At 70.1% G+C, this 17,074-nt stretch carries 18 protein-coding genes; 12 read left to right on the top strand and 6 right to left on the bottom strand.

Annotation, left to right across the window (positions count from 1 at the left end; genetic code table 11):
* Positions 1-47 precede the first annotated feature (47 nt).
* Together RPX00_RS21885 and RPX00_RS21890 are read left to right on the top strand one after the other, a co-directional pair.
* Positions 48-2,435, top strand: coding sequence for a GH92 family glycosyl hydrolase (locus RPX00_RS21885; RefSeq protein WP_406641977.1), 2,388 nt, complete (start codon positions 48-50; stop codon positions 2,433-2,435).
* A gap of 313 nt (positions 2,436-2,748) precedes the next feature.
* Positions 2,749-3,117, top strand: a complete 369-nt coding sequence (locus RPX00_RS21890) for a DUF3817 domain-containing protein (protein ID WP_406641980.1) — start codon at positions 2,749-2,751, stop codon at positions 3,115-3,117.
* A 52-nt stretch (positions 3,118-3,169) separates the two neighbouring features.
* Here RPX00_RS21890 and RPX00_RS21895 read toward each other — a convergent pair whose 3' ends face one another.
* Complete coding sequence (locus RPX00_RS21895) at positions 3,170-3,670, bottom strand: MarR family winged helix-turn-helix transcriptional regulator (RefSeq protein WP_406641982.1); 501 nt, start codon at positions 3,668-3,670, stop codon at positions 3,170-3,172.
* Between the two features lie 71 nt (positions 3,671-3,741).
* Here RPX00_RS21895 and RPX00_RS21900 point away from each other — a divergent pair, with 71 nt between their 5' ends.
* The gene (locus tag RPX00_RS21900) at positions 3,742-4,047 is read left to right on the top strand and encodes an MTH1187 family thiamine-binding protein (RefSeq protein WP_406641984.1); all 306 of its coding nucleotides are present in this window, start codon (positions 3,742-3,744) and stop codon (positions 4,045-4,047) included.
* A gap of 1 nt (position 4,048) precedes the next feature.
* Here RPX00_RS21900 and RPX00_RS21905 read toward each other — a convergent pair whose 3' ends face one another.
* A complete protein-coding gene (locus RPX00_RS21905) occupies positions 4,049-4,456 on the bottom strand; it encodes a hypothetical protein (RefSeq protein ID WP_406641986.1) in 408 nt (135 codons plus the stop codon).
* Between the two features lie 117 nt (positions 4,457-4,573).
* Between RPX00_RS21905 and RPX00_RS21910 the strand changes: the two genes are divergently transcribed.
* Positions 4,574-5,533 (top strand): tetratricopeptide repeat protein, encoded by a 960-nt coding sequence (locus tag RPX00_RS21910; RefSeq protein WP_406641987.1) that lies wholly within the window; start codon positions 4,574-4,576, stop codon positions 5,531-5,533.
* Between the two features lie 83 nt (positions 5,534-5,616).
* On the opposite strand, the gene RPX00_RS21915 is transcribed toward RPX00_RS21910, so the two are convergent.
* Positions 5,617-7,059 (bottom strand): neutral zinc metallopeptidase, encoded by a 1,443-nt coding sequence (locus tag RPX00_RS21915; RefSeq protein WP_406641989.1) that lies wholly within the window; start codon positions 7,057-7,059, stop codon positions 5,617-5,619.
* 128 nt (positions 7,060-7,187) lie between these two features.
* Here RPX00_RS21915 and glgP point away from each other — a divergent pair, with 128 nt between their 5' ends.
* Positions 7,188-9,731 (top strand): alpha-glucan family phosphorylase, encoded by a 2,544-nt coding sequence (gene glgP / locus RPX00_RS21920; RefSeq protein WP_406641991.1) that lies wholly within the window; start codon positions 7,188-7,190, stop codon positions 9,729-9,731.
* Between the two features lie 5 nt (positions 9,732-9,736).
* Here the strand turns inward: glgP and RPX00_RS21925 are convergent, their stop codons facing one another.
* Positions 9,737-9,895: a hypothetical protein gene (locus RPX00_RS21925; protein WP_406641993.1), complete on the bottom strand. Its 159-nt coding sequence runs from the start codon at positions 9,893-9,895 to the stop codon at positions 9,737-9,739.
* A 333-nt stretch (positions 9,896-10,228) separates the two neighbouring features.
* Here RPX00_RS21925 and RPX00_RS21930 point away from each other — a divergent pair, with 333 nt between their 5' ends.
* From RPX00_RS21930 to RPX00_RS21940, 3 genes are read left to right on the top strand one after another with little or no spacing between them, the layout of a single operon-like run.
* Positions 10,229-11,038, top strand: a complete 810-nt coding sequence (locus tag RPX00_RS21930) for a hypothetical protein (RefSeq protein ID WP_406641995.1) — start codon at positions 10,229-10,231, stop codon at positions 11,036-11,038.
* Positions 11,038-11,382, top strand: a complete 345-nt coding sequence (locus RPX00_RS21935; RefSeq protein ID WP_406641997.1) for a hypothetical protein — start codon at positions 11,038-11,040, stop codon at positions 11,380-11,382. The genes RPX00_RS21930 and RPX00_RS21935 overlap by 1 nt, the downstream gene beginning before the upstream one ends.
* The gene (locus tag RPX00_RS21940) at positions 11,382-11,990 is read left to right on the top strand and encodes a hypothetical protein (protein WP_406641999.1); all 609 of its coding nucleotides are present in this window, start codon (positions 11,382-11,384) and stop codon (positions 11,988-11,990) included. Before RPX00_RS21935 ends, RPX00_RS21940 begins: the two co-directional genes overlap by 1 nt.
* A 4-nt stretch (positions 11,991-11,994) precedes the next feature.
* Here the strand turns inward: RPX00_RS21940 and RPX00_RS21945 are convergent, their stop codons facing one another.
* Together RPX00_RS21945 and RPX00_RS21950 are read right to left on the bottom strand one after the other, a co-directional pair.
* Entirely contained in the window at positions 11,995-12,390 is a 396-nt protein-coding gene (locus RPX00_RS21945; protein WP_406642001.1) for a rhodanese-like domain-containing protein, read from the bottom strand.
* Positions 12,387-12,932 (bottom strand): cysteine dioxygenase, encoded by a 546-nt coding sequence (locus RPX00_RS21950; RefSeq protein ID WP_406642003.1) that lies wholly within the window; start codon positions 12,930-12,932, stop codon positions 12,387-12,389. The genes RPX00_RS21945 and RPX00_RS21950 overlap by 4 nt, the downstream gene beginning before the upstream one ends.
* Positions 12,933-13,216: 284 nt before the next feature.
* Here RPX00_RS21950 and RPX00_RS21955 point away from each other — a divergent pair, with 284 nt between their 5' ends.
* The 4 genes from RPX00_RS21955 (at position 13,217) to RPX00_RS21970 (ending at position 17,059) form a co-directional block, all read left to right on the top strand.
* Positions 13,217-14,029: an ABC transporter ATP-binding protein gene (locus tag RPX00_RS21955; RefSeq protein WP_406642005.1), complete on the top strand. Its 813-nt coding sequence runs from the start codon at positions 13,217-13,219 to the stop codon at positions 14,027-14,029.
* A gap of 63 nt (positions 14,030-14,092) precedes the next feature.
* The gene (locus tag RPX00_RS21960; RefSeq protein ID WP_406642006.1) at positions 14,093-14,872 is read left to right on the top strand and encodes an enoyl-CoA hydratase/isomerase family protein; all 780 of its coding nucleotides are present in this window, start codon (positions 14,093-14,095) and stop codon (positions 14,870-14,872) included.
* Between the two features lie 20 nt (positions 14,873-14,892).
* Complete coding sequence (locus tag RPX00_RS21965; protein ID WP_406643042.1) at positions 14,893-15,849, top strand: class I SAM-dependent methyltransferase; 957 nt, start codon at positions 14,893-14,895, stop codon at positions 15,847-15,849.
* Position 15,850: 1 nt separating this feature from the next.
* Positions 15,851-17,059 carry a THUMP-like domain-containing protein gene (locus tag RPX00_RS21970; RefSeq protein ID WP_406642008.1) on the top strand — a complete coding sequence of 403 codons (1,209 nt, stop codon included), beginning with the start codon at positions 15,851-15,853 and terminating at the stop codon, positions 17,057-17,059.
* Positions 17,060-17,074: the final 15 nt, after the last annotated feature.

The raw sequence follows: 17,074 nt of genomic DNA on the forward strand, positions 1-17,074 counted from the left end.
CTGATTCCCTCAGGGTTCCCCTCACGGACTTTTCCTAGAGGAGTCCTATGAGGAGCAGGGTTTTGGCGGGCGCGCTGTCGCTCGCTGTGGTCGCTGCGGCGCTCACGCCGGTGGCGGCGCAGGCGCGTCCGGCCGATCCGCTGGACGCGGTGAACACGTTCATCGGCACGCAGGACGAGGGCAACACGTTCCCCGGCGCGTCCGCGCCGTTCGGCATGGTCCAGTCCAGCCCGATCACCACGCACTACGCGGGCTATCTCTACACCGACACCGCGATCCGCGGCTTCGGCCATTTCTTCCTGTCCGGCGCGGGCTGCTGGGAACAGGGCGGCCTCGTGTCGATGCTGCCCACCACCGGCGAGATCGGCCCAGGCGCGGCGTTCGACACCAGCAAGCCCGCGACCTTCGACCAAGCCAAGTACGCCGCGCCGTATACCCACGAAGGCGAAGTCGGCAAACCCGGCTACTACAAGGTGCATTTGACCGGCTACGGCGGCATCGACGTCGAAACCACGGCCAGCACCCGCAGCGGCGTCGAACGGTACTCCTTCGACAAATCAGGCCCAGCCAACGTTTTCGTGAACGTCGGACAGGCGAACGCGAAAGAACCGGTGAGCGCCAGCAGCGTCCGGATCGTCGACGACCACACCATCGCGGGCACCGTCGAATCGCAAGCCTTCTGCGGCGGCAAACCGTACACCACTTACTTCACCACGAAATTCGACCAGCCTTTCTCGTCCTACGGCACGTGGTCGCCGGACGGTGGCACGCCCGGCAGCCGCTCGGCGCAAGGCGGCGCGGGCCTGCGCGGCGCGTGGCTGACCTTCCCGAAGGGCGGCCAAGTCACTGCCACCACGTCGATTTCCCAAGTGGACGCTCGTGGCGCGGACACGAACCTCGCCGCCTCCCGCGTCCGCCCGTTCGACGCCGTCAAGAACGACGTGCAGCGAGAATGGCGACGCGAACTGTCCAGCGTGGACATCACCGGCGGCACCCCGGACGACCGCACGGTCTTCTACACCTCCCTCTACCACGCCTTCCTGCAGCCGCTGACCGCGAACGACGCCGACGGCCGCTACTACGGCTTCGACAAGAAGATCCACCGCGCGATCGGCTGGACCTATTACGACTTCTTCTCCCTCTGGGACACTTATCGCTCGCAAAACCAGCTGCTGGCCCTGCTGAAACCCGACCGCGCCAGGGACGTCGCGAAGAGCATCCTCGCCATCCACGACCAAGGTGGCTGGCTCCCGCGCTGGGCATACGCGAGCCAGGAAACGAACACCATGACCGGCGACCCCGTGACGCCATTCCTGGTCGACCTGTGGCGATTCGGCGCACTGAGCGGCGACGAAATGCACGCCTACCAAGCGCTGTTGCAAAACTCCCGCGAAATCCCGCCCGCGGAGTCGCCGTTCCAGGGCCGCTCCGGCAACGCGAGCTACCAGGCGGACGGATTCGTCCAATACGACCCGAACTTCCCGAAAAAGGGCCAGGACACCGACCCGGCACACGGCGCCTCAGCCACCCTGGAGTACGCGCTCGCAGACTGTTCCCTCTCGGTCATGGCCTCCGCGCTCGGCCAGAAACAGGACGCGAAGCAGCTGGCGGCGAAGGGCCGGACGTACGCGACGCTGTGGGACCCGTCCGTGACCGACCGCGGCTTCACCGGCTACTTCCGCCCGAAGGTGACCGGCGGCAGCTGGTACACCCCGGCTGACGGCCCGTACAGCCCGCAAGGCCAGGACGGCTTCCACGAGGGCACGGCGTGGCAGTACCAGTGGCTGGTGCAGCAGGACGTGCCCGGCCTGGTCGCGAAGATGGGCGGCGCGGCCAACGCGGGCAAGCGGCTCGACGACTTCTTCGCCTACGACGACCTCGTGAAGGACCCGGCGAAGACCGCACACGAGAAGTGGGTCGTCGGCCCTTACGACTACTACCGCCAGTTCCGCTACAACCCCAACAACGAGCCCGACCTCCACTCGCCGTGGATGTACACGCTCACCGGGCAGCCGTGGAAGACCTCCGCGGTGGTGCGGGCCGCGCACACGCTGTTCACGAACGCCCCCAACGGCGTCACCGGAAACGACGACCTCGGCACGATGTCCGCCTGGTACGTCTTCAGCGCGCTCGGCCTCTACCCGGCCGTTCCGGGCACCGGGAACTTCGTGCTCAACGCGCCGCGGTTCGCCAAGTCCGTGCTGCACCTGCCGAACGGCCGCGACTTCACCATCAACGCGCGCGGCGCGACCGGCGCGCAACTGCAGTACGTGTCCGGGCTTCGGGTCAACGGCACGGCGTCGGACAAAACGTTCGTCGGCCTCGAACAACTGCGCCGCGGGTCCACTCTGGACTTCTCGCTGACCGGCGACGCGCCGAAGGCCACGTGGGGAACGTCACCTTCCTCCGCGCCGCCTTCTCCTTGTGCCGCTTAGTATCCGCACGCGGACATTCCGTGAAGGCCGCCTCCCGGATCGTGGGATCCGGAGGCGGCCTTTGCCGTTAACCGGGCATTTCCCGCCCGTTTCCGGCCGCCGTCCGGAATTGGTGCAGACCATTGCCGGGTTTGCTCGTGACCAGAGTCACGGGCCCCGGTGTTCCGGTGAGGCCGGTCACGCCTCACACTGGTCTCATACCCGTTCGACAGTGCTGTTGACGCCAGGCGGTTTCGGTCCGCCTAGGACAGTCCGTCGGACGTGTTTTTGTGTGTGCAGTCAGCACGCACCAGGTGACACACAGGAGGATGTCGTGTCCAGCAAGGCCGCTCTCGTGTTCCGCGTGGCCGCAGTCGCCGAGGCTCTGTCCTGGCTCGGCTTGCTGATCGGGATGTTTCTCAAGTACGTCGTCGACGCGTCCAACGAGGGCGGCGTTCCCGTCCTCGGCATGGTGCACGGCGTCGTCTTCGTCCTGTACGTGATCACCTCCCTGTCCGTGGCGAAGCCGCTGGGCTGGCGCGGCAAGACGCTGGCGCTGGCGCTGCTCGCGAGCATCCCGCCGCTGTTCACCTGGCTGTTCGAGAAGTGGGCGCTGCGCAACGGCAAGCTCGACGGCCCGCAGCGGCTGTCCCACGGCGGCGTGGGCCTCTTCGTCCGCGCGCGGGAGACTGTGAACGCCTGATCTTCGCTTTTCCGAAGGGCCCGCGCGACGACCGCGTGGGCCCTTCGTGCGTTTACGAGGTGAAATCGCCCGCGGACTTGCGGACCTTGGTGAGCAGTTCGGTCAGCTGCTCCACCTGCCGCTCGGTGAGCCCGGTGAGCCCGAAGTCGATGCCGGTCACCGCGGCGGTGGCGGCCTCCCGCAGCGCGCGGCCGTCGTCGGTGATCTCGACGAGCGTGGTGCGCCGGTCGGTCGGATGCGGCACGCGCTTCACGAGCCCGTCGCGCTCGAGCCGGTCCACTATGTTGGTGACGCTGGTGGGATGCAGCTGCAGCCGTTCGCCCATCACCCGCATCGGCAGCCGCGCGTTGCGGGAGAAGGTGAGCAGCACGAGCGCCTCGTAGCGGGCGAAGGTGAGGCCGTGCGGCTTCAAGGCGCCGTCGACCGCCGACTGGATGATCTGCTGCACCCGCATCACACCGGTGACCGCGGCCATGGTTCCGGCCGGGCCGATCCGGTCTTCCCACAGCTGCGCGGCACGGGCGATCGGATCGAACGGCAGCGGACGGTTCATGGCAACCGAAGCTACCAGCGGGTACCCCGGTCGCGGGGGCCACCCTGCGAGAACTGGGAAAGGAAACCGACATGATCGTCGCGTTCAGCGTGAGCCCCTCGGCCGGAGCGCCGGACGGCGGAGTGAGCGAGGCCGTCGCGCGCGCGGTGAAGGTGGTGCGCGATTCCGGGCTGCCGAACTCCACGAGTTCGATGTTCACCGAGATCGAAGGCGAGTGGGACGAGGTCATGGCGGTGGTGAAGCAGGCGGTGGAGGCCGCGGGCGAGGGCTCGGCGCGCGTCGGGCTGGTGCTGAAGGCCGACATCCGCCCCGGCTACGACTCCGGCCAGCTCACCGCGAAGGTCGACCGGGTCGAGGCGCACCTGCGCGAGGGCTGAGCTACGGGATCGGCGGCGTGAACGCGACCGTCCAGCGGCCCTTGGCGCTGGTCACCGCGAGCCGGTAGCTGAACTGCTCGCCCGCGCCGGTCTTCCCGCGCACGACGACCGCGGTGGGGGAGCGGTCGTCCGGCGCGAGCTGCACGGAGATGTCGCGCGCGTTGCCGTCCTTGAGGACGGTGACGTAGTTCTTGGCGAGGTCGTCCCCGCCGGAACCGGGCACGTCGAACAGCCCGGCGAGCGCGTCCGCGTCCCGCCCGCTCAGCGCGGCGGCCAGCTCCGTGCGCAGTTCGGGCGGGGACGCGGCGCCAGGCGGGTCCTGGTGCGCGACCGTCACCGTGATGCTGGCGATCCACGCCACCGCGACCACGACGGCGACGGCGACCGTGGCGTTGCGCCGGCTCAGCATCCTCGGGCCTCCCTTTTCGTTCCCGGGCAGAGCATGCCTCAGGGGAGTGCGCATGCCAAAAGCGAACCTCGGGGACGGCGCTGAACTCTCGCGGCGGGCCGTGCCAGGATGGAGGGCGTGACACACCCACGCGGATCTGCAGCGAACTCAGCGGCGATGTCCGCCGCGTTGTCCGGCGCGGTCGACCTGTCCGCGCTCAAAGCCAGGGCGGAGGCGAGCCGGAACCAGCCGCCTTCGGGAGCGGGACAGCGGGACGGCACTCCCGCCCCGCCGTCGGACACGGTGCTCGAAGTCACCGAGGCGACCTTCCAGTCCGTCGTCGAACTCTCGCTCAACCAGCTCGTGGTCGTCGACCTGTGGGCCGGGTTCTCCGACCAGTGCCAGCAGCTGACCGCGGTGCTGGAACGGCTGGCGGGCGAGAGCGGCGGCTCCTGGGTGCTCGCGAAGGTCGACGTCGAGGCGAACCCGCGCATCGCGCAGGCGTTCGGCGCGCAATCGGTCCCGACCGTGGTCGCGATCGCGGGCGGTCAGCCCGTGGACGCGTTCTCCGGCGCGCTGCCGGAGCCGGAGATCCGCAAGTGGCTGAACTCCCTGCTCGACGCGCTGCGCGACCGCCTCCCGGGCATCCGCGCCGCCGAGGAGGCCCGCGGCCCGGTGGAGGAGCCGGAAGACCCGCGCTTCACCGAGGCCGAGGAAGCCTTCGAACGGGGCGACTACGCCGCCGCGCAGGCCGCGTACGAGCGCATCCTGGACGCCGAACCGGCCAACGAGCTGGCGAAGAACGCCCTGGCCCAGGTCAAGTTCACCGCCCGCGCCGAGTCCGCGGACCCGAGCGCCCGCGAAAAGGCCGAAGCCGACCCGAAGGACATCGACGCCCAGCTGGCGGCCGCCGACCTGGACATCGCGGAGCAGGACGTGGAAGGCGCGTTCCGCCGCCTGGTCGACGTCGTCCGCCGTACCGCCGGGGACGACCGCAACCGGGTCCGGGAACACCTGGTCGCGCTGTTCGAACTCTTCGATCCGTCGGACGAGCGCGTGGCGAAGGCCCGCCGCGACCTGGCGAGCGCGCTGTTCTGAGCCCCCGCTTTAGGTCCGTGAAGGACTCCTTGAGGGAATTAGATTCCCTCAAGGAGTCCTTCACGGACCTCCCGGCCCCAGCCTCAGGCGTACAGCTTCGAGCAGGAAGACGACCCTTCGAGGTATCCGCGGCGCAGCGCCTCGACGCGGTCGAACCCGCTGTCCGGCCGCTCGCCGTTCACATTCGCCGACACCAGCCCGTCCGGCCGGAGCAGATCCGCGATCGCCTCGTCCAGGTCACCCGAGGAGAGCTTCAGCTTCACGTTCCCGGTCGGATGGTTCGAGAACGCCGCCCAAGCCCCCACCAGACACGCGGTACGCAGCCCGGCGTTGGGCGTGTCGATCGAAGCACCCACGCCCTTCTGCACCCCGATCGCATACCGGGACGCCAGCTCGGCGAAAGCGGCGAAGTCGCCGAGCCCGCCCCCGGCCTTCCCGGCCATCTCGGCTTCCTGATCCACCGGCTCGGCCAGCCGCTCCAGCGCCCGCTGGTCGAAGTTCACCGTGTTGTCGTCCGGGCAATAAGACGCGGGCGGCGTGCTCGGCCCACCGGCACAGCTGCCCGAGCCGGCGCGGAACTGCGGCCCCTGCACCCCGGCCCCCTTGAACGCCTCGTCAAGGCTGGCCTTCACGTCCGCCACCCGCCGCTCGTCGAAGCGGGCGTCGCCCTTGCCCTTGTCCCCGGAGTCGAACGGCCGCTCAGTCAACCGCTTCTGCACGTTCTGCGCGTTCATCCCCGCGCATTCCTTCGGCCCCTTCTCGAACCCGGCCTGGAACGCATACGTCCGGTCGAACGCGGTCCCGTGCGCCTGCCGGTCGGTCGCACTGGTCCCGGCCTGGTCCCGGATGAAGAACATCGCGGCCAGGATCTGGTCCAGCCCCTCCGCGGTCGACACCCGGTAGAACTTGCTCTTGTCCTCGGCGACCCAGCGGAAGTACCCGCCGGCGAAACAGTCCGCCTGCTGTTCCTTCACCACCGTCGGCGTCGACTTCGAGATCCCCGCCGCGGGCCCGAGCCGGTACTGGATCGCGTGGCCGAACTCGTGCGCCAGCACGGTCACCACCGACATCGGCCCGAACCGCTTGCGCAGCATCGGCAGCAGCACGCCGCGGTCCCAGGCCACCGAGTCGTCGCCCGCGCAGTAGAACGCGTTCACCAGCTGCTTGACGCTGCCGCACGCGGTGTCCTCGGTGTCGTGCTTCGAGTCGTAGGACAGCAGGGACCGGACCGGCGAGAACCGCTTGCCGCCGAACTCGGCGGGCAGCGCTTCGCTCCAGTAGGCCTGCACGTCGGCGATCGCGGCGGTGGCGAGCTGGTCGTCCTCGCCGCCGCTGGCGTTCTTCACCGTCAGGTCCGGCTTCGGCGCGCCGGAGCGCAGCCCGCTCTCGAAGTGCGTGACCGGCAGCCCGGCGACGTTGCCTGCGCCCGGCGTCGCCGGGGGAGTCTTGTCCCCGCACGCGGCTGTCCCCAGCACGGTCGCCGCGACCAGCGCGACCAGCGCGTACCGGCGTCCCCCTCGGCTCATGTTCCCTCGTTCCACTTCCGCGTCCGACAACGAACCCGGACATTACTGACCTGGCCGGCGCGACGTGCGGACAATCCCCGAAGTGGGGCGCGAGCGCGCGCGAAGCGGGCCGGATATCGTCGCTGACCATGCGTGCAGTCCGCCGGTTCACCGTCCGCGCCAGCCTGCCCGAGCCGCTCGCCGGGCTCGGGGCCCTCGCGACCAACCTTCGCTGGACCTGGCATCCGCCGACGCGCGACCTGTTCGCCTCGATGGACGCCGAGCTGTTCAACAAGATCCGCGACCCGCTCCGCATGCTCACCGCGCTGCCCCCGGAGCGCCTCGAAGAGCTGGCGAAGGACGAGGACTTCCTGCGCCGCACCCGCGAAGCCGCGGCCGGGCTGGAGCGCTACCTCACCGAACCGCGCTGGTACCAGCGGCGCACCGACGAGGGCCTGCCGCAGGCGGTGGCGTACTTCTCGATGGAGTTCGGCGTCACCGAGGCGCTGCCGAACTACTCCGGCGGCCTCGGCGTGCTGGCCGGCGACCACCTCAAGGCGGCCTCGGACCTCGGCGTGCCGATGGTCGGCGCGGGCCTGCTGTACCGGTCCGGCTACTTCCGCCAGGGCCTGTCGCTGGACGGCTGGCAGGTCGAGCACTACCCGGTGATCGACCCGAACGCGTTCCCGCTGGAGCTGGTCACCGAGAACGGCCGCCCGGTGCTGGTCGAGGTCGCCATGCCGGGCGGGCGGGACCTGCGCGCGCAGATGTGGCGGGCGCGCGTCGGCCGGATCCCGCTGCTGCTGCTCGACACCGACATCGAGGCCAACGACGAGGACCTCCGCTCGGTCACCGACCGGCTCTACGGCGGCGACGCCGACCACCGCATCCGGCAGGAGATTCTGGCCGGCATCGGCGGCTTCCGCGCGGTGCGGAAGTTCTGCGAGCTGACCGGGCATCCGCAGCCGAAGGTGTTCCACACCAACGAGGGTCACGCCGGCTTCCTCGGACTGGAGCGCGCCCGCGAGATCATCCAGTCCGACGGCCTCGCTTTCGACGAGGCGCTGCCCGCGGTCCGCGCCGGCACCGTGTTCACCACGCACACCCCGGTCAGCGCGGGCATCGACCGCTTCCCAGTCGACCTGGTGCAGCGCTACTTCTCCGACGGCAGGCTCGTCCCGGACGTCGACGTGCGCCGCGTGCTGCAGCTCGGCGCGGAGGACAACCCGGGCCTGTTCAACATGGCGCACATGGGATTGCGGCTGGCGCAGCGCGCTAACGGCGTGTCCGAACTGCACGGCCGCGTCACCCGCCGGATGTTTTCCCGGCTGTGGCCCGGTTTCGACGAGGCCGAGGTGCCGATCGCGTCCATCACCAACGGCGTGCACGGGCCGACCTGGGTGGCGCGCGAGCTGAGCGCGCTGCTCGGCGGCAACCACGAGGAGTTCGGCCACGAGGGCCGCACGCCGGGCAGTTCGCTGCGCGACGGCGTCAGCGACCAGCAGCTGTGGGAACTGCGCCGGGAACTGCGGGAGAAGCTCGTCGGCGAGGTCCGGCGGCGGGTGCGGGCGGCGTGGATGCAGCGCGGCGCGTCAGCGCTGGAACTGGGCTGGACGGACCGCGTCTTCGACCCGGACGTGCTGACCGTCGGCTTCGCCCGCCGCGTCCCGACGTACAAGCGGCTCACGCTGATGCTGCGCGACCCGGACCGGCTGCGCGCGCTGCTGCTGGACGAGAAGCGGCCGATCCAGATCGTGATCGGCGGCAAATCGCATCCCGCCGACGAGAACGGCAAGCAGCTGATCCAGCAGATCGTGCGCTTCGTCGACGATCCCGCGGTGCGCCACCGCATCGTCTTCCTGCCGGACTACGACATGTCGATGGCCCGCTACCTCTACCGCGGCTGCGACGTGTGGCTGAACAACCCGGTGCGGACGCTGGAGGCGTGCGGCACGTCCGGGATGAAGTCGGCGCTCAACGGCGGCCTGAACCTGTCCATCAAGGACGGCTGGTGGGACGAGTGCTACGACGGCTCCAACGGCTGGGCGATCCCCACGGCGGACGGCGTCACCGACCCGCTGCGCCGCGACGACCTCGAAGCCGCGGCGCTGTACGACCTGCTCGGCCAGCAGATCGCGCCGCTCTACTACGACACCGGCGAGGACGGCGTGCCGACCGGCTGGCTCGCGATGGTCTGGCACACGCTCGAAACGCTGGGCCCGCGCGTGCAGGCGTCGCGGATGGTGCGTGAGTACGTGGATTCCGGCTACTTGCCCGCGTCGCGCATGGTCGCCGCCGCGACCGACAACGGTCACCAGGGCGCGCTTTCGCTGGCCGACTACCGGACCAAACTGGAAGTCGCGTGGCCGCGCGTGCGGATCTTCGACGCCGAACTCCAGTACGACCACACCGAACGCCTCGTGGTGGGCACCGAGGTCACCATCCGCGCGCGGATCGACCTGGCCGGCCTCGAACCGTCCGAAGTGGACATCCAAGCGGTGGTGGGCCAGGTCGGCGACGGGGACGAACTCGCGGACTCGGTACAGGTCCCGATGGAGCCGGACGGCATCGGCGCGTTCGCCGCGACCCTGCGCCTGCCCCGCGCCGGCTCGGTCGGCTACACGGTGCGGGTGCTGCCGAAACACCCGCTGCTGGCGAGCCCGGCGGAGCTGGCCCGCGTCGTGCTCGCCTGAGCTGGTCACCGGCGGAAACTGACCGGCGGGACGGAGTGGCGGCATTCCGTGTCCCGTTCGGCCAGTTTCCGCTCCAGCCTGCGCCGCGCGTTCCAGCACGCCCCGAGCGCGGTGAGCCACGCGCCGTTCGTCCAAGCCAGCGCGACAATCACAAACAGTTCCACCGGAGATCTCCCTTCGGTTTCCCGTGGACGGTTTCGTCGTGAACGTAGCTCCGAAACGGTCGCGCACACCGCTGTTCCGGTGATTCTCGCGGGAAAATCGTGCCTGGCCGCCGGCCCGGACTCCGGCACGCGTCGTCATCTCGAATTGTCCCTGCGTAGCCGACGCGGGATTTTTCCGGGATTTCCCCGTTGTTGGCCATTGGCCAGCCGTGACTTTTCCGCGTTTTCCCAGGAAAACGCTGCTTTCGTGAAGGTGTGCAGAAAATTCCGGTGGAGAGAAACGGGGGAATGTCGCTTAGGATCTTCGCTGGTGATCGACACAGGGGAGTGCCCGTGAATTCGCGTCCAGAGCCGCAGCTGAGCGTCGCGCTGAGCAGAGCGGTGGAACGGCTGCACAAGGGGAGCGGGGTCTGGCACGCGGACCTGCGCCGCCGCCTCGGCCCGGAACTCTGCCGGCGCTGGCACGTTCCGGCCGCGGCCACCGCGGCCGAGGTGCGGGCGATCGTCGTCGCCCGGCTCGCCGCGGTGCTCGCGAGGTTCGGCGGCGACCGGTACGCCGAGGTGTTCTGGACCGCGTTCAACGTCGGCCTCCCGCCCGGCGAGGAGAACGCGAAGCTGGCTGGCCGGTTCGCCCGGCTGACCATGAGCCGCACGAAGTGCGACGAGCTGCGCGACCGGTTCACGCACGCGATCAAGCAGAGCCTTTTCCGCGAGCTGCCCCCGCTCGGCCCCGCGGAGCTGGCCTCCGCTCGTGCTCTGCTGGAACCCCCGCCCGCCCGGCCGGTGTCGCACGTCGTCGAAGCCTTCGCCGATCTGCAGGGCTACGTCCTGGCGCGGTTTCCGGAGGAGCGCGTCCGGATGCCGTTGGCCGGCAAGGAATTGCTGATCGCGTCGCTGGGCGAAGGCGGAAAGTGGTGCTGCGTGTTCACCGACGACCAGGCCCTCGACGCGTACGGGAAAGCACTGGGGCAGCGGTGGTCGAGTGTCAGGTCGTGCTCCGGCCGGGAAGCCGCGCGGGCCGCCGCCCGGCATTCGGCGGGGCTGCTGGTGAACCCGAACGCCGCGTTCGGCGGCGGAACCGAGCGGATGCTCTCGTTGCCGCCCGCCGCGGTACGGGAGATCGCCGGACTGCGGGAGGCGTGATGAGCGGGTACGAAACCGATCCCGCGCGGCTCGGCCATGCCGCCGCACGGCTCGCCGAACTGAACACGGACGCCAAGCACCGCCGCGGCGCGCTTCGCTACAGCGCCCAGCCCGGCCGGTCCGGCGAAGCGCTGCTGGCCCGCAGCTTGGAGCGCTTCCAGAGCGCGTCCGTACGCGCCAACGAGGCGGTCGAGACCGATCTCGCCCGGCTCGCCGAACGGCTCGAAACGGCCGCGAACCATTACGCCGCTTACGAATCCGACGCGGTCGAAGCGATCGAGGAGATCATCGGCACCCCGCCGGAGGCCAGCGGCCCTAGCGAGATCCGGACGGTTCTCGGCTGATGGCGGAGTGGTCCGACGACATCTCGTCGCTGATGCGCGCCGAGGCCGACCGGTGCGGCCTGCTGGCCAAGCTGCTGGATCCGCTTTCCGCCGGGCTGGACGAGCACGCCCTGCCGGAGTGGGCCGGCGCGGGCGCGGAGGCCTACGCGGCGGTCCGCAAGAAGCAGCGCGACCAAACCGATGCCGTCGCCGAAGCGCATCGCGTCGCCTCGGCCGCCCTGTACCGCTACGCCGACGCCGCGCAAGCGCTGAAGAATCGCCTGCTCGGCGGCGAAGACGAGCCCACGCTGCTGTCCGAACGCGGCCAGCACGCCGACGAAGCCGCCCGAGCGCTGGACCACGCGTCCGACCTGCTGGACGACCTGCGGTCCACTCTGGACCCGGTCCCCGCACCACGCGCAGCCCCGCTCGAACGCCCCTCGGCGGCGGCCCAGCGCCCGCCCGCGTTGAACCTGCCGACCGAGACTCGCCGGCCGGACTGGGGCCAGGCGCAGTTCCCGGTGCCCGGCGGCACGAACCCGCACCTGCAGGCGCTCAGCGACGCGGTGCTCCGGTACTTCCAGGCGAACGGCGGGACGATCTCGGCCCGGCTCGAACCGGACCGCTGAGCCGTCAGTCGACCGCCGCGGTACCGCCCTCCCGCACCGGCAGCCCAGCCGCCGCCCAAGCCCGGAACCCGCCCGCCAGATCCGTCGCCCCAGCCAACCCCAGCCGCCGCAAATCCGCCGCAGCCAGACTCGACGCGTAGCCCTCGTTGCACACCACCACCGCGACGGTCTCCGCCGAAACCCCCGGCAGCCGCCATTCGCTCTCCGGGGCGAGCCGCCACTCCAGGTGGATCCGCTCCACCACCACCGACCCGGGGATCTCGCCCTCGGCGACCCGGTTGGCGTACGGCCGGATGTCGACGATCAGCGCGCCCTCGGCCTGCAAGTCCGCGGCGCGCGCCGGATCCGCCCGGTCCAGCGTGGACCGGGCGTCGGCGAGAAAATCGTCAAGTGCGGTCATGACCGCACAATGGCAGGCAGCGGCGGGATCTCGTTCGGCACGTCGGCGAGGCTCGTGTACTCGCGCGTCGGCACCAGCGGCGGCGAGTAGGCGTGCACGCTGGCCGCCGGTTCGCTGCCGACGCCGAGCACCTGGTGCGCGCGCCCGGCGCCGAAGCCGATGCCCTGGCCCGCGGTGTGCGTGCGCCGCCGCACCGGGCCGCCGGGGTAGCGGTACTCCTCGCCGAGTTCGCCCTGCAGCACGGTGAACGAACCCGACGCGCCGCCGTGGTCGTGCGGCTTCGTGTGCTGGCCGGGCAGCCACGACAGCAGCCACAGCTCGACGCCGTCGGTCAGCGCCAGCCGTGCCCACCAGCGCTGGTCCTCGTCGAAGCGCAGGACCTCGCGCAGGCTGGTGGTCAGTTCGGTGGTGACGGTGCGGGTCAGGTCGGCCAGCTCGCGCGGCGTCCACAGCAGCCGCGACGGGTGCAGCAGCTCGGGCAGCAGCGGATCGGTCAGCCGGGGGTGGATTTCGACTTCCGGACGGACGATGGACGTGGTCAACGGAGGCTCCTGGAAATAGCTCGGAAGGTTGCCGGACGCGAAGCGACGCGGCACGCCGACGAGGATCAGCGTGCGTGCCGCGCCCGGCTACATCCGCTGGAAGCGACCAGGAGCAGGTCGATCGCGCGACGGCGCCAGAACACGGGGCGCGCGGACCTGGACATGTCGTGGATGCTGCCACAGCATCGCGATCACGGCCGCTCGTCCCATCCGCTGGACACCCGGCGCGCCGTTACCCCCGGGCGGGTGCGCGCCCGCGCCCGGGCGACCGCCACAATGGGCGCGTGAGCGAGCCGATCCTGCCCAGCGATCCTGACGACCTCGTCGTGCGGATGTCCGGTGTCGGCGTCCGCCGTACCGGAAACGACCTCCTCGCGGCCCTCGACTGGGCGGTCGAGCTGGACGAGCGATGGGTGGTGCTCGGCCCGAACGGGGCGGGCAAGACCACCCTGCTGCGCCTGGCCGCCGCCGAACTGCACCCCACCACCGGCACCGTCGACCTGCTCGGCGACCGGATCGGCAAGGTGAGCGTCTTCGACCTCCGCCCGCGCATCGGGTTCACCTCCGCGGCGATCGCCCAGCGCGTGCCCGGCGACGAGCGCGTCGGCGACGTCGTGGTCAGCGCCGGCTACGCGGTCATGGGCCGCTGGCGCGAGCAGTACGACCGGATGGACCTCGACCGGGCGACCGAACTGCTCGGCACCCTTGGCATCGCGCACCTGGCCGAGCGCACGTTCGGCACGCTGAGCGAGGGCGAGCGCAAACGCGTGCTGATCGCCCGGTCGCTGATGACCGACCCGGAGCTGCTGCTGCTCGACGAGCCCGCCGCCGGCCTCGACCTCGGCGGCCGCGAGGACCTCGTGGCCCGGCTGTCGGCGCTCGCGATGGACCCGGACGCGCCGGCGATGGTGCTGGTCACCCACCACGTCGAGGAGATCCCGCCGGGCTTCACGCACGCGCTGCTGCTGCGCGAGGGCCGCGCGGTGGTGTCCGGGCTGGTCGACGACGTGATCACCAGCGAGAACCTGTCCAAGACGTTCGACCAGGACCTGGTGCTGCAGCGTTCGGGCGAGCGGTTCTTCGCCCGCCGCAGGTAGGTTGACCTGGGTGGTCTTACCGGCCGGTAGCCTGCTGTCAGTTCGTCAACGAGGAGGATTCGCGTGGGAGAGTTCGTAACCCTGGAGGTCGAGGGCGGGGTCGGCACGATCCGGCTGGACCGGCCGCCGGTCAACGCGCTGAACAACCAGGTGCAGGCCGAACTTGCCGAGGCCGCGCGCGAGGCGTCCGACCGCGACGACGTGCGCGCGGTGATCCTCTACGGCGGCGAGAAGACCTTCGCCGGCGGCGCGGACATCAAGGAGATGGCCTCCCGCACGTACCCGGAGATCGCGAAGTTCGGCGCCGAGCTGACCGCGTCGCTCGCCCGGGTCGCGAACATCCCGAAGCCGGTCGTCTGCGCGATCACCGGCTACGCCCTCGGCGGCGGCCTCGAACTGGCGCTGACCGCCGACTGGCGCGTCGCGGGCGACAACGTGAAGGTCGGCCAGCCGGAGATCCAGCTCGGCATCATCCCCGGCGCGGGCGGCACCCAGCGGCTGACCCGGCTGATCGGCCCGAGCAAGGCCAAGGACCTGATCTTCACCGGCCGGTTCGTGAAGGCCGAGGAGGCGCTGAAGCTCGGCATCGTCGACGAGGTCGTCGCCCCGGACGACGTGTACGCCGCCGCGCACAAGTGGGCGTCGCAGTTCGCGAACGGCCCGGCGGTGGCGCTGCGCGCGGCCAAGACGGCGATCGACTCCGGCCTCGACGTCGACCTGGCCACCGGCCTGAAGATCGAGACGCAGCTGTTCACCGCTCTCTGGGCGACCGAGGACCAGCGCAACGGCATGCAGTCGTTCATCGACAACGGCCCCGGCAAAGCCAGTTTCGAGGGGAAGTGACTTCCGTGTCCGACTCAGGAGTGTCCGACCCGGTGCCGAACCCGCACGCCACCGAAGACGAGGTCAAGGCGGCCTACGCCGACCCGAAGCTCGCGAACGTCCTCTACCACGACTGGGAAGCCGGGACGTACGACGAGAAGTGGTCCATTTCCTACGACGAGCGCTGCATCTCCTACGCCACTGACGTGTTCAACGCGGTGGCCGGCGAGGACGGCCAGCCGTACCAGCACGCCATGGAACTGGGCAGCGGCACCGGCTTCTTCCTGCTGAACCTGATGCAGGGCGGCGTCGCGAAGAAGGGTTCGGTCACCGACCTGTCACCGGGCATGGTGCAGGTCGCGCTGCGCAACGCCGAGGGTCTCGGCCTCGACGTCGACGGCCGGGTCGCCGACGCGGAGCGGATCCCCTACGACGACAACACGTTCGACCTCGTGGTCGGGCACGCGGTGCTGCACCACATCCCGGACGTGCGCCAGGCGTTCGGCGAGGTGCTGCGCGTGCTCAAGCCGGGCGGGCGGTTCGTGTTCGCCGGCGAGCCGACGAAAATCGGCGACCGTTACGCGCGCCGGCTCGGCCAGCTCACCTGGTACCTCACCACGAACCTCACCAAACTGCCCGCACTGAGCGGCTGGCGGCGTCCGCAGTCCGAATTGGACGAATCCTCTCGCGCGGCGGCGCTGGAAGCGGTGGTCGACATCCACACCTTCGACCCGTCCGAACTGGAAGCGATGGCGCGCGGCGCCGGAGCCCAGGACGTGCGCGCGGTCACCGAGGAATTCTCGGCGGCGCTGGCCGGCTGGCCGATCCGCACCTTCGAGGCCGCGGTGCCGCAGGAGAAGCTCACCGTGCGCTGGCGGCTGTTCGCCTACCACCTGTGGCTGCGGCTGTCCGCTTTGGACAAGAAGCTGCTGTCGAAGGTGCTGCCGCGCGAGCTGTTCTACAACGTGATGATCACCGGGACCAAGCGGCCGTCCTGAATTGCCCTACAGTTTCACGCTCGACGACGTCGCCTTCCTGCGCTCCGCCGCGGGACGGGCGGCGCTCGCCGAGTGCTCCACATTGGACGCTTCGCGAATCGCGGACGTCACCACGGCCCGGCGGCTGGCTGGCGAACACGCTTCGCCCGTGCTGGAAACCATTGCGCTACGGCGTAAATCGGCTTTGAAGCTGGCTTCCTCTTCGGATTGGTTGTTCACCGCCGACGCCTTGCAGCAGGCGAGCGCGACCCCGGTAGCCCGGCACCGGGCTTCCCGGCTGGCCGGCCGCGCCGTACACGACGTCACCTGCTCAGTGGGCGCCGACCTGGTCGAGCTGTCCCGGGTCGCCTCGGTGGCGATCGGGTCCGATGTGGACCCAGTACGGCTGGAAATGGCCCGGCACAACGCTTCCGTCGCCGGAGTGTCGCCTTTCGTCGCCCGGTCTGATGCCCTGCGCCCGGTTTCCCGCGACACCGCCGTAGTCGCCGACCCCGCCCGCCGCGACTCCGCCGGTCGCCGAGTATGGCGCCCCGCCGACTTCCTGCCGCCGCTCGACGAGCTAGTGGCCGCCTACCCTGGTCGGATCCTGTCGGTGAAATGCGCCCCTGGCATGGATTTCTCCATCGCATCGTGGGCGGACGAGGTAGAACTCGTGTCGCTCGACGGTCAAGTCCGCGAGGCCTGCCTGTGGCGCGGCCTTTCCTCCGGTGTCACCCGCCGGGCGACAGTGTTGCGTTCGGACAGTACACAGTGGACCATCACGGATGCTGAACCAGACGACGTTCCCGTGCAGGCAGCAGGGGAGTGGCTGGTAGACCCAGACGGCGCCGTCGTACGCGCCGGTCTCGTACGCCACTATGCCGCCCGGCATGGCCTGTGGCAGCTGGACGAACGCATCGCCTACCTCACCGGCGACACGCCGCCGCCCGGAGTGCGTGCCTTCCGGATCCTGGAACAGCTGCCGTACCGCGAAAAAACGCTTGGCCAGACGTTGAAGAAACTCGAGGTCGGACGGCTGGAAATCCTCGTCCGCGGCCTCGACGTCGACCCGGACGCCTTGCGTCGCAAGCTGAAGCCACGCGGTCCCAACGAGTCCACTGTGGTGCTGACGAGGATCGGCCGGTCGCCCGCGGCTTTCGTCTGCCGGGCCGAACGCATCCCAACGGAGGGTTTTCAAGCCGGGGAACGCGGCGTAAGTTCTGCGGGTTGACGAATCACCACTGGA

It is taken from the genome of Amycolatopsis sp. WGS_07, assembly GCF_045278895.1.
GTDB lineage: Bacteria > Actinomycetota > Actinomycetes > Mycobacteriales > Pseudonocardiaceae > Amycolatopsis.

What these genes read in the sequence shown, in the direction of transcription:
- RPX00_RS21885 (WP_406641977.1), top strand. Translation starts at nt 48, where the DNA reads ATGAGGAGCAGGGTTTTGGCGGGCGCGCTGTCGCTCGCTGTGGTCGCT.
- RPX00_RS21895 (WP_406641982.1), bottom strand. Translation starts at nt 3,670, where the DNA reads ATGAACCGTCCGCTGCCGTTCGATCCGATCGCCCGTGCCGCGCAGCTG.
- RPX00_RS21900 (WP_406641984.1), top strand. Translation starts at nt 3,742, where the DNA reads ATGATCGTCGCGTTCAGCGTGAGCCCCTCGGCCGGAGCGCCGGACGGC.
- RPX00_RS21905 (WP_406641986.1), bottom strand. Translation starts at nt 4,456, where the DNA reads ATGCTGAGCCGGCGCAACGCCACGGTCGCCGTCGCCGTCGTGGTCGCG.
- RPX00_RS21915 (WP_406641989.1), bottom strand. Translation starts at nt 7,059, where the DNA reads ATGAGCCGAGGGGGACGCCGGTACGCGCTGGTCGCGCTGGTCGCGGCG.
- glgP (WP_406641991.1), top strand. Translation starts at nt 7,188, where the DNA reads ATGCGTGCAGTCCGCCGGTTCACCGTCCGCGCCAGCCTGCCCGAGCCG.
- RPX00_RS21935 (WP_406641997.1), top strand. Translation starts at nt 11,038, where the DNA reads ATGAGCGGGTACGAAACCGATCCCGCGCGGCTCGGCCATGCCGCCGCA.
- RPX00_RS21940 (WP_406641999.1), top strand. Translation starts at nt 11,382, where the DNA reads ATGGCGGAGTGGTCCGACGACATCTCGTCGCTGATGCGCGCCGAGGCC.
- RPX00_RS21945 (WP_406642001.1), bottom strand. Translation starts at nt 12,390, where the DNA reads ATGACCGCACTTGACGATTTTCTCGCCGACGCCCGGTCCACGCTGGAC.